This is a genomic window from Streptacidiphilus monticola (assembly GCF_042658505.1).
GTDB classification, from domain to species: Bacteria; Actinomycetota; Actinomycetes; order Streptomycetales; family Streptomycetaceae; genus Streptacidiphilus; species Streptacidiphilus monticola.
In genome coordinates this window covers 22181-37363 of record NZ_JBHSQJ010000064.1, presented here as the reverse complement: position 1 = coordinate 37363, position 15183 = coordinate 22181, and the positions used below count along the sequence as shown (strand labels likewise).

Sequence of the window (15183 nt, the reverse complement as noted above, 5' to 3'; positions counted from 1 at the left end):
ACCACCTGCCGGACGGTCCGGCGCATGAAAGCACGAGGCTAGCGCGGAACCCCGGCCGTTCACGGCCGGGAGGAAGCGTTTATCAAGACAGGGGTGACCCGCACTGGAGCACGGGTCCGCACTGTTGACCTCAGCTGGGACGCTTCTGGTTCTCGATGTACTCCTTGATGATCGACAGCGGTGCGCCGCCGCATGAGGCGGCGAAGTAGGACGGGGACCAGAAGTGGTCTGCCCACAGGTACTTGCGGATGTGGCCGGGGAACTCCTGGCGGAGTCTGCGGGCGGAGACTCCCTTGAGGGAGCCGACCAATCGTGAGAGGGCGACCTTGGGCGGGTAGTGCACGAGCAGATGGACGTGATCGCGCTCGCCGTTGAACTCCACCAGCTCTGTTTCGAAGTCGGCGCAGACGGCCCGCATGATCTCCTCGCAGCGCGTGAGGATCTCGTCGGTGAACGGGCCGCGCCGGTACTTGGGTGTGAAGACCAAGTGCGCATGGAGGGTGTAGACGACCGTGCGACCCCTGCGGATATTGGGATTTGGCTCCCAGCGTGGTGACATAGATCAATGGTAGTACGATGCTCGGCATGAAGATCGTGACGCAGGTGAAGCTGATGCCGGATGCCGTACAGGCGTCCGCGCTGCGCTCCACCCTGCGCACGGTCAACGACCTGGCGTGCTGGGTGTCCGAGGTGGCGTTCGCCCATGGGGTGCCGCGTGAGTACGAGCTGCGCAAGCACACGTACGCCCACCTCAAAGCCTCCGGGCTTGGGGCGCAGGCGGCGCAGCACGTCATCAAGAAGGTCCGCGACGCGTACACCACGCTGCACGCCAACATCCGCGCCGGGAACCTCGGCAAGCCGAAGTCGAAGCGCCGGATCAAGGCCGAGTCGAAGCCGATCACGTTCCGGCCCGATGCCGCGCAGCCGTACGACGACCGGTGTGTGAGCTGGCAGTTGGACCAGCAGACCGTGTCCATCTGGACCACCGCCGGGCGTCTGAAGAACGTCCGCTTCGCCTGCTCCACGGACGCGCTCAAGGTGCTCCAGCAGTATCGCAAGGGCGAGTCCGACCTGATCGAGCGTGACGGGGCCTTCTACCTGATCGCCACGTGTGAGGTGCCCGAGGCCGAGCAGTACGAGCCGGACGGCTTCATCGGCGTCGATCTCGGTATCGTCAACATCGCCACCACCTCCACCGGCTACCAGGCCGCCGGGCGCGGCCTGAACCGCTATCGCAGGCGTCAGGTCGCCCTGCGGGCCAAGCTCCAGAAGAAGCGCACCAAGTCCGCCAAGCGGCGGTTGAAGGAGCGCTCCCGCCGCGAGCAACGGCATGTCAAGAACCAGAATCACATCATCGCCAAGACGATCGTGACCGAGGCTGAACGCACCGGGCGCGGCTTGTCCCTCGAAGAACTCAAGGGCATCCGCACCCGGGTACGGCTCCGCAAGCCCCAACGGGTCGCACTCCACTCCTGGGCCTTCGCCCAGCTCGGAGACTTCATCGTCTACAAGGCGCGTCGGGCCGGTGTCCCGCTCGTGTTCGTGGACCCGGCCTACTCCTCACGGGAGTGCGCGCAGTGCGGACACGTCGACCGGCTCAACCGCACGTCCCAAGCCACGTTCGCATGCCGGAGGTGCGGGGTCGTTGCCCACGCTGACCGGAACGCTTCCCGCGTCCTCGCCCGCAGGGGCGCGGACGCGTGGAATGCGGGGCGTGAGTCACGCGTCCCTGCCACCCCATAAGGGGTGTCTGGACGGAGGAGCCCACCCGGCAGCCAGTTGGGCGCTACCCCCAAGCCCGGCCCTTCAGGGCCGGGTCAAGTTGACGTCCTGTTGCAATCGTTACCTCCGCAACCAACGTGCGACGCCGGGGCAATCCGCGGGTAACAGCTTCAACAGATCGTTGACGCCAGCTCGTCGCATCCAGGTCCTCCCCGCCACCCACTTCCCGCCTTGGAGCACGCACATGGCCAACTCCGCATCCGCGGACACGAGTTCGAGGCATCCCGTGGACCAGGTCCTTCCCCTGCCCAGGCTGGGGCTGCTCGGTCTGCAGCACGTGCTGGTGATGTACACCGGCTGCGTCACCGTCCCCATCGTCTTCGGTGCGGCCGCCAGGCTCAGCACCTCCACCGTCGGACTGCTCGTCAGCGCCGACCTCTTGGTCGCCGGGCTGGTGACGCTCCTTCAGGCGCTCGGGGTCAGCCGATTCCTGGGCGTGCGCCTGCCGATCGTCGCGGGTGCGACGTTCGCCGGCGTCACGCCGATGATCATGATTGCCGGGCAGTACGGGATGCCCGCCGTCTACGGTTCGATGCTCGCCGCGGGCCTCTTCGGCCTGCTCATCGCCTGGCCCTTCGCCCGGGCGGTGCGCTTCTTCCCGCCGCTGGTCAGCGGCTCGGTCATCACCGTCATCGGGCTCTCCCTCATCGGCGTCGCCGCCGGCCTCATCGCCGGGAACGACCCCACCGCCAAGGACTACGCACAGCCCAGCCACCTCGCGCTCGCCGCGGGCATCGTCGTGCTGATCGTGGCGGTCAACCGGTTCGGCCGGGGCATTCTCACCCAGGTCGCCGTGCTGATCGGGCTGGCCGTCGGCACCGTCGTCGCGATCGCCATGGGCATCAGCGACTTCTCCTCCGTCGGCCATGCGGACTGGTTCGGCTTCCCCGACCCCTTCCACTTCGGTGCCCCGAAGTTCCCGGCCGCCGCCGTGATCTCCATGTGTGTGGTGATGCTGGTGACCTTCACCGAGTCCACCGCCGACATGCTGGCCGTCGCCGAGGCGACCGGCAAGGAACTGGCCCACGCCGACCTGGCCCGGGGCCTGGCCGCTGACGGTCTGTCAGGCGTACTCGGCGGGATCTTCAACTCGTTCCTCGACACGGCCTTCGCGCAGAACGTCGGCCTGGTCGAGATGACGAGGGTGCGCTCCCGCTATGTCACTGCGGTCTCCGGCGGACTCCTGGTTGTCCTGGGCCTGATCCCGAAGCTGGGCGCCCTGGTCGCCTCCCTCCCCGGGCCGGTGATCGGCGCGGCGGGTCTGGTCATGTTCGCCACGGTCACCGCCGTGGGCATCCGCACGCTGCGGAAGGTCGAGTTCGAGGGCACCAGCAACCTGCTGATCGTCGCCGTCGCGATCGGCGTGGGCATGCTGCCGGTGGTCGCCGGCTCGATCTACCACCGGCTGCCCGACTGGTTCCAGACGATCGCGGGCAGTGCCATCACCAGCACCACGCTGGCCGCCTTCACCCTGAACCTGCTCTTCAACCACGGGCCCCTGCGCGCCCCGAGGGCCGCGGTGCCCACCCCGGAATACATCAATTCCTGAGCGTCGGACACATGAGAGCGCCGGAGCGGCCAANGGAGCGGCCAAGCCGCTCCGGCGCTCGCGTGCCGCCCTCGGAGATCAGGACCAGTCGCCCACCCGCCGAGAAACCCGGTGCGCTGGATCGTGTCGTGGTCGCCGAGGGCTTGCCGAACCGCCTGCGGGGCGGCGGAGGTCCGCAGGTCCTCGGCGGGGAGCCGGCGACGGTCTGCGCGGTGGTGCCCGCTCGACCCGGCGGTCCGGAACCCTCGTGACTGCGGGTGGCTCAGCGCCTGTCGGGAGTGACGTCGGCTGACGACATGCCGGGGAGTACGTCCGGGCCTGACGGGTACTCGGTCGCGGCCCAGGTGGCGAGGAGTCGCAGGGCGTCGTGATCGCGCGTGCCGGGGGCGGCGCTGTAGGCGGTGAGGGTCAGGCCGGGCTGAGCCGGTAGTTCCATGGCGTCGAAGTCGAGGGTGATGTCGCCGACGGCTGGGTGGTGGAACGCCTTGCGGCCGGTGTGGTGCAGCCGGACGTTGTGCTTGGCCCAGGCGCTGCGGAACTCCTCGCTGTGGGTGACGAGTTCGCCGATCAGCCCGGTCAGTTCGGTGTCGTGCGGGGCGCGCCCGGCTTCGGTGCGAAGGAGGGCCACGGTGGTGTTGACGCCGACGTCCCAGTCCGGGAAGAAGTCCCGCCCGGCCGGGGTGAGGAACTGGGCGCGGGCGATGTTGGTGGTCTTCGCGGCAGAGTCCGGGAACAGGGGGGCGTAAAGGGCGCGGCCGAGGAGGTTGGTGGCGAGGACGTCCAGTCGGCCGTTGCGGATGAAGGCCGGGGAGTCGGTCATGGAGGCCAGGACACGCAGAACGCTGTCCGGGAGTGCTGCGGAGGGGCGCCGGGTGCGGCGGGTGGGGCGCTTGGCTGCGGCGCGGGCCAGGTCGAACAGGTGGGCCCGCTCGGCGTCGTCGAGTTGGAGGGCGCCTGCGACGGCGTCGAGGACCTCCTCGGAGGCTCCCGCGAGGTGGCCGCGCTCCAGGCGGACGTAGTAGTCGACGCTGACGCCGGCGAGCAGGGCGACTTCTTCGCGGCGCAGGCCGGGCACGCGCCGGTTGCCGCCGTAGGCGGGCAGCCCCGCCTGCTGCGGGGTGATCTTGGCCCGGCGGGAGGCCAGGAACGCGCGAATGTCGCTCTCGGTGGTCATGCCTTCCACGTTAGGCCGGACGGCAGAGACGTGGGGGGTCCTGTCAGTACCTGGAACAGCAGACCCTTCTCCGCCTCCTTGAGCTGGGGTTTCCTCGACACCAGAGACCGCCGGCACCGTCAGGCGCCACTCGGAGTCGGGTTGCGGCGGCTGCTGTGGAGCCCGGTCCGGCTCACCGTGGAACCGGTCCGGTCCAACCGTTCGATCAAGGAGGCGCCCGTCATGCCGAAGCAGTCCGCGCCCCAGGCGCTTGCCGCAATCGCCCCGAAGCTGGTCGACGTCACCAACGAGGTCCTCTTCAGTGACATCTGGGAGCGTCCCGGGCTGTCGCCTCGCGACCGGAGCCTGGTGACCGTGACCGTGCTGGCGGCGCTGTACCGCGGCGAGCAGCTCGGGTACCACCTCGGCGTCGCCCTGGACAACGGGCTGAGCGTGGAGGAGCTGTCCGAGGCGATCACGCATCTGGCGTTCTACGCCGGCTGGCCCAACGCGATGACCGCGATCACCCGGCTGAAGGACATCGCCGACCAACGCTCCGCCTGACAGTGCGGTATGCCGTCGCGGCCGAGCGAGCGGTGTTCGGGGCACCGGGGACGGCAATCCCTCACTGGCGCTTCGCGCCTTGGCGTGGGACCCGTGGGCCCCAGGCTCTTCGGGTACCAGTGAGGAGGTGGCGATGTTCGCGGACGTGAGCCCGGAGTACTGCGCCAGGATCGAGCGCGGCGAGCCGGCCGGCGTCTTCAACGCCGTCCCTCGAGTCGATCGCCCGCGCAGCCCTGCTGCTCGCGTGGCTCGCGTGGCTCGCCGTGACCTCCAACGTGCCGCGCTTGTGGCGGCGTCCAACCCGACCCCGACCCCGGAGGGATGATTATGCACGTCAGAACACTCGGACAGGGCCTACGGGTCTCCGCGATCGGGCTCGGCGCGATGGGCATGTCGCAGAGCTACGGACCCAACCCTGGCAGTCGCGAGGACATGATCGCGGTGCTGCGCTCCGCGGTCGAGGAGGGAGTGACCTTCTTCGACACCGCCGAGGTCTACGGGCCCTATGCGAACGAGGAGCTGGTCGGGGAAGCGCTCCTGCCGGTCCGCGACCAGGTCGTGATCGCCACCAAGTTCGGATGGGACATCCGAGACGGCCGCAGCGTCGGCCTCAACAGTCGTCCCGAGCAGATCCGCCGCGTCGCGCAGGAGTCCCTAAAGCGGCTGCGCACGGACGTCATCGACCTGTACTACCAGCACCGCGTCGACCCCGCCGTGCCGATCGAGGACGTCGCAGGCACCGTCGGCGAGCTGATCGCAGAGGGGAAGGTCAGGCACTTCGGGCTCTCCGAGGCCGCGGCCGCCACCATCCGTGCCGCACACGCCGTCCACCCGGTGACTGCGGTCCAGAGCGAGTACTCGCTGTGGACACGGGACCCCGAGGCCGAGGTGCTGCCCACGCTCGCCGAGCTCGGCATCGGGTTCGTGCCGTTCAGCCCCCTCGGCAAGGGTTTCCTCACCGGCACCGTCGACGACTCCACGACCTTCACCGACGGCGACATCCGCCACCGGGTCCCGCGCTTCCAGGCACAGAACCTGCGCGCGAACCAGGCGCTCGTCGACCACGTCCGGCAGCTCGCCGAAGCGAAGGGCGCGACGCCGGGGCAGATCGCCCTGGCATGGCTGCTCGCCCAGCAGCCATGGATCGTGCCGATCCCTGGTACCCGCCGCACGGCTCGCATCCGGGAGAACAACGCCGCGACCGCCCTGGCGCTGTCGGCGGACGAGGTCGCCGATCTCGACAGCCTGGCCCAGCGGGTCGGCGTCAGCGGCGATCGCTACAACGCGGAGCACATGGCCTACGTCAACCGCTAGCCGGCGCCCCGCGCAGCCCCCCGCGCAGCGCGCCGGCCGGCAGTACACGCGCACCGCTGCGCAGGCCCCCGGCGTGGGCGTGCCGACGACAGGAGGAGAACCGACATGACCGCAGGCGGATTCGACCAGATCTTCCCCCGCGGGGAGAAGAACAACGCCTACGCGCAGTACTTCACCGGCCAGAGCTACCTGGCGTCACTCGCCTCGGGGAGCGTCCCGGTCAGCAACGTCACCTTCGAGCCGGGCTGCCGCAACCACTGGCACATCCACCACGGCACGGGCGGGGGCGGTGACCAGATCCTGCTGTGCACGGCGGGCAGCGGCTGGTACCAGGCCCAGGGCGAGGACCCGGTCAGCATGGAGCCGGGAACGGTGGTCCGCGTCCCGGCGGGGACGAAGCACTGGCACGGCGCGAAGGCCGACTCGTGGTTCTCCCACGTCGCCTTCATCACGCCGGGCGAGAACGTCAGCAACGAATGGCTGGAGCCCGTCACCGACGAGGTGTACGGGCAGCTGCCGAAGAACGGAGCGAACGCATGAGCATCCTCGACGAGACCTGCACGCTGGCGAACGGCGTCGAGATCCCCCGGCTGGGGCTCGGCACCTGGTTCATCGACGACGACAAGGCGGCCGAGGCGGTCCGCGCAGCCGTCCGGATCGGCTACCGCAACATCGACACCGCCCAGGCATACGGCAACGAGCGCGGCGTCGGCGAGGGCGTGCGCACCTCGGGGGTGCCCCGCGACGAGCTGTTCGTCTCGACCAAGCTCGCCGCGGAGATCAAGGACTACGACCAGGCACTCGCCGCGATCGACGGCTCCCTGGCGAAGCTGGGCCTGGACCGCGTCGACCTGATGCTGATCCACAGCCCGCAGCCGTGGGACGACTTCCGCGGCGGCGACTACGCCCAGGGCAACCGCGAAGCGTGGCGTGCCCTGGAGGACGCCCACCGGGCCGGCAAGATCCGATCCATCGGCGTGTCCAACTTCCAGCAGCACGACCTGGAGAACATCCTTGAGGGCGCGAGCGTCGTCCCGCACGTGAACCAACTGCTCGTCCACGCCGGCAACACCCCCGCCGACCTGCTGGCCTACTGCGAGAGCAAGCAGATCCTCGTCCAGGCGTACTCGCCGATCGCCCACGGCGCGATCCTGAAGCACGCCGAAGTCCGGGCGATGGCGGAGAAGTACGGCGTGTCCGTCCCGCAGCTATGCATCCGCTACACCCTGCAACTGGGCACGGTGTCGCTGCCGAAGACTGCGAACCCCGAGCACATGCGCTCCAACACCGAGGTCGACTTCCAGATCTCCCGCGACGACATGGACGTCCTGCGCAACCTGCACGACGTCGACTACGGCGAGCACAGCGCCTTCCCCGTCTACAGCGGCAAGTGACGCCAGGCCAACGCCACTTCGCGCCGGCGCGGGGCGGCCACGACACACCCGCCCGGATCGCGCGCCGCACCCTCAAGACCCTGCTGAGCCTCGTCCAGCAGTCACGGATGCTCGACGGTCACGAGCCTCTTCCCTTGACGGCGGCTTCGGTGCCGGGGCAGGGAGGCGCGGTGCGGAGACTCCCTGGTCAGCGGAGGCCACGCCCATCGGCGAAAGGGCGGAACCGGCGACGCCGCACCCATCAACGCGGAACCGGGCTGGCTGGGGCCGGGCGTCGTGGGCAGCCACGGTGTAGTCGTCGGGCCTGCCTCGCCGAGGAGTTGACCTGATTCGCGCGGGCCCGACTGCACGGTGCGCGCCGCGGCGGCGGTGTCGGCGTCCTCGCCGACGCGAGCCGGGTCGCGCGACGAGGAGGTGTCAGCGGGGGAGTCGCTGTTCGCCGAGGGCACGCAGGCCGCGCTCCAGTGACGTGCGCTGCGCCTGGCTGAGTCCTGCGGTCAGTTCCGCGTCGACGGCCTGGGCGGCGCTGACGCAGCGGGCCAGCAGCTGCCGGCCCTGCGCGGTGAGGCTGAGCATCTGACGGCGCCGGTCGTCCGGGTCCCGTACCCGCTCCACCGCGCCCAGCTCCTGCAGCTGGTCGGCGAGCGCCACGATCAGGCTCGGTGCCACTGCGAGGCGGGTGGCGAGTTCCTGCTGCGAGGCCGCGGCTTCGGCATCCAGCGCCGCCAGCAGGCCGGCGTGCTTGGGCTTGAGCCCCAGCGCCTCGATCTGTGCCGCGAAGCGTTCGGACGCGAGGGCGCCGAGGGTGCCCAGATTGAAGACGACCGTGGCCCGCAGTGCCGCGGCTCCCTTGACATCGCTCACATGAAGAATGGTACCGTCCTCATATCGTTCACAGCTCGAATGATTCAGGGGGATACGCAATGCAGGTGCTGCTTGCCGCCAATGCCGTGGCGGCGATCGTGAGCGCGGGATCGAGCGTGGCGGGGGTCCTGCGGCCGGGGCTCGGGCTGCCGGCGGGTGAGCCGGTCACGGCGGGAGTGGACGTGTACGCCCGCGCTTATGCTGCGCGAGCGCTGCCCCTGGGGGTCGCCGCGGCCGCGGTGCTGTGGGCGGGCGAGCGGGTCGCGGCCTGGCCGATGCTGGTGGTGGCGGGGCTGGCCCAGGCCGGCGACTCGGCCATCGGCGTGCGGTGGCGCAACGCCGGGATGGCCCTCGGCGCGGGTGCGTTCGCCGTGCTGCACCTCGTCTCGGCGTGGTGGCTGGCCCCATGAACCTACTGGTCGACGTCCTGGCGTTCGGGGCGGAGTTGGCCGTTTACGCGGCGGCGGGATGGTGGGCCTGGACCCGGCCCGGTCGGCGTGGGGCGCGGCTGGGCGTCGCCGTGATCGCAGTGGCTCTTCTCGCCCTGGCCTGGGGCGCGTTCGCCGCCCCCGCGGCGGCCCGCCCACTGCACGGCCTCGCGCGTGGTCTCTTCGAAGCCTGCTGGTTCGGCGCGGGAGGGCTGGCGGCGCTCCGCGCATTCGGAGCGCGCCGCAGATGAGGCCACTGTCGACGCGGCCGAACGGTGCTCCCCGCTGGGGCCGGTGGTAAGCCTGGACCTGGCAGGTGGGCTCCGTGTGCCGATGTCCGGCGGTCGCCTCCTGCGGCAGCTGCTGGCCTGCGGGCCCGGCTGCGAAGTGGCGCAGTCGGCCGCGTACGGTGTTGCCGCCGGTCCCGAGTGGATCAGGTGCTGCCGGCTGCGGTGACGGCTGCCGGGGGAATCCGTTACGGGGGAGTGGGTATGACGGGCCGTCAGGACGAGGGGAGCGAGCGCAGGGTGACCACCCTGGAGCTGTTCTTCGACCTCGTCTTCGTCTTCACCATCACACAGCTGACGGTGCTGCTGGCGCACGACCTGTCCTTGGCGCAGGTCGGCCGGACGCTGGTGATCTTCGCGGTGCTGTTCTGGATGTACGGCGCCTACGCCTACCTGACCAACCAGGTGCCTCCGGAGACGACCGGTCGCAGGGTGCCGCTGCTCCTGGGCATGTGCGGCTTCATGACCTGCGCCCTGGCCCTGCCCGGCGTCTTCGGCGACAACGGGGTGGCCTTCGGGCTCGGCTTCCTGCTCGTGGTGCTGGTGCACAGTGCGCTCTACGCGCTGCTGCACGGTCGCAACGTGCTGAGCTTCGCGCTCACCAACATCCTGGCCGCGCTCTGTGTCACCGCGGCGGGGGTGGTCGACGACAGCCTGGCCGCGGACGGGCTGTGGGTCGCCGCGCTGCTGCTGCAGACGGTCACTCCCGTGCTCGCCAGCCGGGTCCGCGTCGGGGCGGCGCAGACCCCGGTCACCGAGCGGGTCGGCGAACTCGATCCGGCGCACTTCGTGGAGCGCCACGGCCTGCTGCTGCTCATCGTCTTCGGTGAGTCGGTCATCGCCATCGGGGCAGGCGTCGGGGACGCGACGCTGGACTGGGGGACCTTCGGCGGGATCGCACTGGCACTCGCGCTGGCGGCTGCCCTGTGGTGGTCCTACTTCCTGCACGACGAGGCGGCGGCGGAGGCCGCGCTGCGCCGGGTGAGCGGGCTTCCGCGGTTCCGGCTGACGATGCGGGCCTACTACTACAGCTTCATCCCCATGCTGGTCGGCGTGGCTGTGCTGGCCGCAGGCGTGAAGCTGTCGATCGGGCACCTGCCGCAGCATCTGCCCACTGCCGTGGCGGTCGCCGTGGCCGGCGGCGTCTCGCTCTACCTGTCCGGCAGCGTGTGCTTCCGGGTTTCACTGGGACTGCGCCCGCTGCTGCTGCGCTCCGCGGCGGCCGCGCTGGCCTGGGCGGCGGTCCCTGCGGGGACCCGGGTCAGCGCGCTGGCCGAGTTCCTGGGCCTGGTGCTGCTGCTCACCGCGATGCTGCGCGCCGAGTCGGGCCGCAGCCGGGCACGTGCGGCGGGCGGACGGCCGGAGCCGGGGCGCCTTGCGCAGGGCCCCGCTGCTGCCGGTGCACGTCGGGGCCGGATGCGGGCCACGGATGAGGTCTTGGCCGCTGACGCCGAGCGTGGTCAACAGCAGAGGTCCGGCGACTGACTGCCGCAGGAGGCTGGTCTGCGATCAGCGAATCCCCCTGCTGTGCCCGCCGTGGTGACGGTCAGGGCGGGCAGAGCATGGAGGTATGTGCACCGGTGGAGCTGTAGGGACGATGCACCCGGCACACTCCGAAGCCAGGGCGGCGGGACCGCGTGCGCCTGGTCGCCCTGCTGTCGCGGGTTCCGTCCTCCGGCGTTCTCGCACGTCGTCCTTGGGGCGCTCGGATGGGCGGAGGGCCGCCAACAACCTTGGTGTCGAGGGTCCTTGGGGTTGGGGGTGCATTGCGGCTGGCCTCTTTGTCAGGGGGTTTCCTGACGGGTTAGCGTGGAGGTAGCCAGAGCTCTTCACCCCCGTGGCGTCCACGAGGTGGCGTCACCGGGGCCGGTCGAGAGTGCGGGGCGTAGTTGGCCCGAGCGGTGAGGTCGAAGGCGCGGCGGGGCGGTGGTGGCTGCGCGGGCGGTGGCCGCGGGGGGCGATTCAGCGGGCGGCGGGCACGCCGTCCTTGGCTGCGGGCGTCTGGGCCATGGCCTCGGTGGTAGCGGTGTCGCGGCCGCGCAGCAGGTGCCGCAGCAGGGCGAGGACGGCCAAGAGCACGACCAGGGCGCAGACCCCGTTCCAGCCGAACGCGGAGTAGGCGCGCACTCCCAGCCAGGAGCCGGCGCTGCCGCCCAGGAACGCGCAGGTCATGTAGGCGGTGTTCAGGCGTGCGCGGGCCTGGGGGTTCAGGGCGAAGATGCGGGCCTGGTTGGCGACCTGGCCCGACTGCACGGCCACGTCGAGCAGCAGCATTCCGGCGCCCAGGCCCACCAGGCCGAGGGCTCCGCCGAGGTGCCCGGTCAGCAGCAGGGTTCCGGCGGCGATGGCGCCGACCATGCAGACCAGGTTGACGGCGTCCGGGCCGCGCTGGTCGGTGCGGCGTCCGGCGATCGGGGTGGCGAACATGCTGGCTGCGCCGACCAAAGCGAGGACGCCCACGGCGGGCGTGCCCAGGTGGTAGTGGGGGCCGGTGATGAACAGGGCGAGCGCGGTCCAGGCGGCGCTGAAGGCGGCGAACACCAGGAACTGGTACTGGCAGGAGCGTCGCAGCAGGGGCTCGGTGCGCAGCAGGTGCGCGGAGGCTGCCAGGAGTGCGGGGTAGCGCTGGTCGGTGCTGGGCCGGGTGTGCGGGAGCGCGGTGGCCAGGGCCGCGGTGAGGAGGAGGGCGAGAGCGGCCGCCACCAGGTAGGGGGTACGCCAGCCCAGCCACTGTCCCAGGGTTCCGGAGAAGGTGCGGGCGAGGAGGATGCCGCCGATCAGGCCGGAGAGCAGGGTGCCGGTGACCTGGCCGCGGCGCTCGGGTTCGGCGAGTCCCGCGGCCATGGGGATGAGGATCTGGGGGACCACGGTGGTCAGGCCCACCAGCGCGCTGGCGGCGGCGAGGACGGGCAGCGAGGAAGCGGTGCCCGCCAGGCCCAGTCCGGCGCCGGTGGCCAGGAGCAGGGTGGTGATCAGGCCGCGGTGGCGCAGCCGGTCGCCCAGGGGGACCAGTAGGAAGATCCCTGCCGCGTAGCCGAGTTGGGCGCAGGTGACGACGGCGGCCGCGGAGGCGGGGGCGGTGTGCAGGTCCTTGGCGATCAGCGGGCTGATCGCCTGGGGGAAGTAGATGTTGGCGACCGCGACGCCGCATGCGACGGACAGCAGCAGGGTCAGGGGCCGGCCAAGGGCCGGCGAGGTTGCGGAAGGAGGGCCAGCAGGCACGACACACCCCTCGACCAGGTGACGAAAGGACGGACAGGGCAATGCGGGTGGCGCACCACCACCGGGACCGGTTTAACCGGTTCCACGAAGGTACCAGTAAAACCGGTTCCGCCGTAGGGTGGTGGGCATGACGGTCACCCCTGCGACCCCCACGGGCCAGCGCTTCCGCAGCGGCTCCGGCCGGCTCTGCCTCGACTTCATGCGCACCTTGCGGCTGCGTGGCACGGCTGCGGCCATCGAGGAGCTGGACACTCCGCAGGCGCTTGGTGCGTGGGTCGCCCAGCTGGGTCCCTATCCCGACGACCAGGCCGTCCCGGTGCCGACGCCGGCCGTGCTGCGGCAGGCCCAGCAGGTGCGGGAGGCGGTCCACACGCTGCTGGCGGCGGCCCGCAGCGACAGCGGGCCCGCTGGCTGCCCCGCGGATGCCCGCGCGGTGCTGAACCGGGCCGCCGCCGCACCGCCCCCGGTGCCGGTGCTCGACGCGCACGGCACTCTGATCTACACCGCGGCCGATCCGGTTGGCGCGGTTCTCGCCGCTGTCGCCCGCGACGCGCTCGACCTGGCGACGTCGCCCGCGCTGGAACGGGTACGGGCCTGCTCCGGGCCCAACTGCGCCGCGTGGTTCCTGGACATCTCGCGTCCGGGGAACCGGCGTTGGTGCTCGATGGACACGTGCGGCAACCAGGCCAAGAAGAGCACGTGGCGCACCAAGCAGGCGTCCGCAGCCAGGTCCTGAGCGCCTGGTCACCGGGCGGCCCGGCCGATCGCGTCCCGGATGCGCGCGCACTCGACCGCATCGTCGGGCCCCGGAGCGGCTGCGTGTCCTGGCATGGTTCGGGTGCCCAGTGGGTGGCGAGGAAGGGCGTGGTGGCGTCGCCGGCCGGGAAGCGGCCGGCCCGGCGCAGGGCCTGGGCGCAGCCCAGGAACATCGCCACCCGCCACCGGGCCGGCGCCCGCGAGGGCGTGCGCGGCCGCGGATTGTCTGCGTGGCGGTGGCCACGAGTGGCTTCGCGGCCAACTCCCGCGAAGCGTCGACCCGGTAGAACCGGTCCGCTCCGCGACCGCGCCGCTCTGCCACCGAGCGCTCGTCCCCGGCGAGGCACCTGACGGCCGCAGCGCGCGCCGCGCCGCCGCGGCAGCCTTGCTCGCCGCCCGCGCCGGCCTGCTCGACGGCGCTGCTTCGAACAGTTGAGGCGCTCAGGAGTCGGCGATGGCCTCCAGCAACTCCGCGGCGCGGGCGAGGATGGCGCGGTCCTCGGGGGAGAGCGCGCGCAAGCGCTCGTCCAGCCAGGCGTTGCGCTTGGCCCGGGCGGCGCGGGCGACCGCGTGGCCCGAGTCCGTCGCGCTCAGCAGCACCTTGCGGCGGTCCTCCGCGTCGCGAGTGCGGACGGCGTAGCCGGCCGAGGTCAGGCGGTTGACGGTCTGGCTCATGGACGCAGGGGAGACGCGGTCGATGCCGCTGAGCGCGGTGAGGGTCTGCGGTCCGTGCTTGTGCAGGCGGGTGAGGACGGCGAGGGCGGCGTCGCCCAGCTCTCCGTCGGGGCGCTCGCTGCGGAAGCGGCGGTAGAGGCGTCCCACAGCGGCACGCAGCAGCCCGCCGAGCTCGTCCTCCTCCGCCGTGCCGGGCAGTTGGCCGATTGCTTCGATCCTCACGGGTCTTTAGTATACCTAAAAGTATCGACAGCTTCGACAGGCCTTGACGGGCCGTCGCCACCCCTCCCAGGAGGTCCAGTCGCCATGCCCGCGAACCCTCTCGGCGTCGCCCTACGCAAGCGGCGCGCCGGTCACGCGGCCCTGGTCTGGGCCCGACCTGACACCCAGGCCCCGGAGAACTTCACCCTGACCAGCCCGGCCTTCGCGCCCGGCAGTCCGATACCCGCCCGGTACCGCGGCAGGCTGTTCGGCGCGAACCTCTCGCCCGCGCTCGCCTGGACGCAGCCCCCGGCCGGGACGGCCGAACTCGTGCTGATCGCCCAGGACCCCGACGTGCCGCTGAGCCGGCCGGCCGTCCACGCGCTCACCGTCGGCATCGACCCCGCGCTCGGCGCGCTCCCGGAGAACGCGCTGGCCGAGCCGAGCCCCGTCCCCGGCCTGCGCCACGGCAAGGGCCCGCTCGGGCGCCGCGGTTGGGCCGGGCCCATGCCGATCCGATCGCACGGCCCGCACGCCTACGTCTTCCAGCTCTTCGCCGTGGACCAGGCCCTGGAGCTGCCCGCCGCCTTCACGCTGGACCAGGCCGTCGCCGCGATGGCCGGCCGCATCCTCGGCCGGGCCCGGCTGGACGGAACCTACGAGATCCGCTGACCGCCGGGGTCGTTCCGCGGGACGACGACTCGCGCTGCCGGCAGGCCAGGCGCTCCATGGCCTGTTCCATGAAGTCCATCCGGTCGAACAATCGGCAGGAACGCCTGAACAAGCCGATCGGGCGGCGACCTCGTCGGCGCGGTCCTGGCCGAGCAGAGCGACGCACGGGCCGTCAGGCCGGCACTGTGGAAGTTACACGCACCGCCCCGGCCCTGGGAGTGGCCGCGGCCGACCCGGCGTCGAACCGGTCGGCGGCCGCGGCCAGGCCTGATGAACGGCTGGTCAAGCACTCCCCAGGGGCCGCTCGGCCGCACGGAGAGAA

General features: G+C 71.3%; 16 protein-coding genes. 11 read left to right on the top strand and 5 right to left on the bottom strand.

The window, feature by feature from the left end; all coding sequences use genetic code 11:
* Positions 1 to 130: 130 nt before the first annotated feature.
* Complete coding sequence (tnpA, locus tag ACFP3V_RS15735) at positions 131 to 559, bottom strand: IS200/IS605 family transposase (RefSeq protein WP_380583761.1); 429 nt, start codon at positions 557 to 559, stop codon at positions 131 to 133.
* A 26-nt stretch (positions 560 to 585) separates the two neighbouring features.
* Here tnpA and ACFP3V_RS15730 point away from each other — a divergent pair, with 26 nt between their 5' ends.
* Both ACFP3V_RS15730 and ACFP3V_RS15725 read left to right on the top strand, forming a co-directional pair.
* The gene (locus tag ACFP3V_RS15730; RefSeq protein ID WP_380583759.1) at positions 586 to 1743 is read left to right on the top strand and encodes an RNA-guided endonuclease InsQ/TnpB family protein; all 1158 of its coding nucleotides are present in this window, start codon (positions 586 to 588) and stop codon (positions 1741 to 1743) included.
* A gap of 223 nt (positions 1744 to 1966) precedes the next feature.
* Entirely contained in the window at positions 1967 to 3331 is a 1365-nt protein-coding gene (locus tag ACFP3V_RS15725; RefSeq protein ID WP_380583757.1) for a nucleobase:cation symporter-2 family protein, read from the top strand.
* Positions 3332 to 3593: 262 nt separating this feature from the next.
* Here the strand turns inward: ACFP3V_RS15725 and ACFP3V_RS15720 are convergent, their stop codons facing one another.
* Complete coding sequence (locus ACFP3V_RS15720; protein ID WP_380583755.1) at positions 3594 to 4505, bottom strand: helix-turn-helix domain-containing protein; 912 nt, start codon at positions 4503 to 4505, stop codon at positions 3594 to 3596.
* Between the two features lie 222 nt (positions 4506 to 4727).
* On the opposite strand from ACFP3V_RS15720, the gene ACFP3V_RS15715 reads away from it, so the two are divergent.
* The 4 genes from ACFP3V_RS15715 to ACFP3V_RS15700 all read left to right on the top strand — a co-directional run bounded on the left by ACFP3V_RS15715 (position 4728) and on the right by ACFP3V_RS15700 (position 7756).
* Positions 4728 to 5048, top strand: a complete 321-nt coding sequence (locus ACFP3V_RS15715; RefSeq protein ID WP_380583753.1) for a carboxymuconolactone decarboxylase family protein — start codon at positions 4728 to 4730, stop codon at positions 5046 to 5048.
* A 327-nt stretch (positions 5049 to 5375) separates the two neighbouring features.
* Positions 5376 to 6362 carry an aldo/keto reductase gene (locus ACFP3V_RS15710; protein WP_380583751.1) on the top strand — a complete coding sequence of 329 codons (987 nt, stop codon included), beginning with the start codon at positions 5376 to 5378 and terminating at the stop codon, positions 6360 to 6362.
* A 105-nt stretch (positions 6363 to 6467) separates the two neighbouring features.
* Positions 6468 to 6902: a cupin domain-containing protein gene (locus ACFP3V_RS15705; RefSeq protein ID WP_380583749.1), complete on the top strand. Its 435-nt coding sequence runs from the start codon at positions 6468 to 6470 to the stop codon at positions 6900 to 6902.
* Complete coding sequence (locus tag ACFP3V_RS15700; protein ID WP_380583747.1) at positions 6899 to 7756, top strand: aldo/keto reductase; 858 nt, start codon at positions 6899 to 6901, stop codon at positions 7754 to 7756. The genes ACFP3V_RS15705 and ACFP3V_RS15700 overlap by 4 nt, the downstream gene beginning before the upstream one ends.
* A gap of 417 nt (positions 7757 to 8173) precedes the next feature.
* Here the strand turns inward: ACFP3V_RS15700 and ACFP3V_RS15695 are convergent, their stop codons facing one another.
* Positions 8174 to 8620, bottom strand: coding sequence for a MarR family winged helix-turn-helix transcriptional regulator (locus ACFP3V_RS15695; RefSeq protein WP_380583745.1), 447 nt, complete (start codon positions 8618 to 8620; stop codon positions 8174 to 8176).
* Positions 8621 to 8679: 59 nt separating this feature from the next.
* On the opposite strand from ACFP3V_RS15695, the gene ACFP3V_RS15690 reads away from it, so the two are divergent.
* The 3 genes from ACFP3V_RS15690 to ACFP3V_RS15680 all read left to right on the top strand — a co-directional run bounded on the left by ACFP3V_RS15690 (position 8680) and on the right by ACFP3V_RS15680 (position 10820).
* On the top strand, positions 8680 to 9030 hold the full coding sequence (locus ACFP3V_RS15690; protein WP_380583743.1) for a hypothetical protein: 351 nt from the start codon (positions 8680 to 8682) through the stop codon (positions 9028 to 9030).
* Positions 9027 to 9299 (top strand): DUF2568 domain-containing protein, encoded by a 273-nt coding sequence (locus tag ACFP3V_RS15685; protein ID WP_380583741.1) that lies wholly within the window; start codon positions 9027 to 9029, stop codon positions 9297 to 9299. The genes ACFP3V_RS15690 and ACFP3V_RS15685 overlap by 4 nt, the downstream gene beginning before the upstream one ends.
* 240 nt (positions 9300 to 9539) lie before the next feature.
* A complete protein-coding gene (locus ACFP3V_RS15680; protein ID WP_380583739.1) occupies positions 9540 to 10820 on the top strand; it encodes a low temperature requirement protein A in 1281 nt (426 codons plus the stop codon).
* Positions 10821 to 11297: 477 nt separating this feature from the next.
* Here the strand turns inward: ACFP3V_RS15680 and ACFP3V_RS15675 are convergent, their stop codons facing one another.
* Positions 11298 to 12557 carry an MFS transporter gene (locus tag ACFP3V_RS15675; protein WP_380583737.1) on the bottom strand — a complete coding sequence of 420 codons (1260 nt, stop codon included), beginning with the start codon at positions 12555 to 12557 and terminating at the stop codon, positions 11298 to 11300.
* Positions 12558 to 12684: 127 nt separating this feature from the next.
* On the opposite strand from ACFP3V_RS15675, the gene ACFP3V_RS15670 reads away from it, so the two are divergent.
* Positions 12685 to 13293, top strand: a complete 609-nt coding sequence (locus tag ACFP3V_RS15670; RefSeq protein WP_380583735.1) for a CGNR zinc finger domain-containing protein — start codon at positions 12685 to 12687, stop codon at positions 13291 to 13293.
* A gap of 461 nt (positions 13294 to 13754) precedes the next feature.
* Here ACFP3V_RS15670 and ACFP3V_RS15665 read toward each other — a convergent pair whose 3' ends face one another.
* Entirely contained in the window at positions 13755 to 14210 is a 456-nt protein-coding gene (locus tag ACFP3V_RS15665) for a MarR family winged helix-turn-helix transcriptional regulator (RefSeq protein ID WP_380583733.1), read from the bottom strand.
* An 84-nt stretch (positions 14211 to 14294) separates the two neighbouring features.
* Here ACFP3V_RS15665 and ACFP3V_RS15660 point away from each other — a divergent pair, with 84 nt between their 5' ends.
* The gene (locus ACFP3V_RS15660; RefSeq protein WP_380583731.1) at positions 14295 to 14861 is read left to right on the top strand and encodes a YbhB/YbcL family Raf kinase inhibitor-like protein; all 567 of its coding nucleotides are present in this window, start codon (positions 14295 to 14297) and stop codon (positions 14859 to 14861) included.
* The last annotated feature ends 322 nt before the right edge of the window (positions 14862 to 15183 follow it).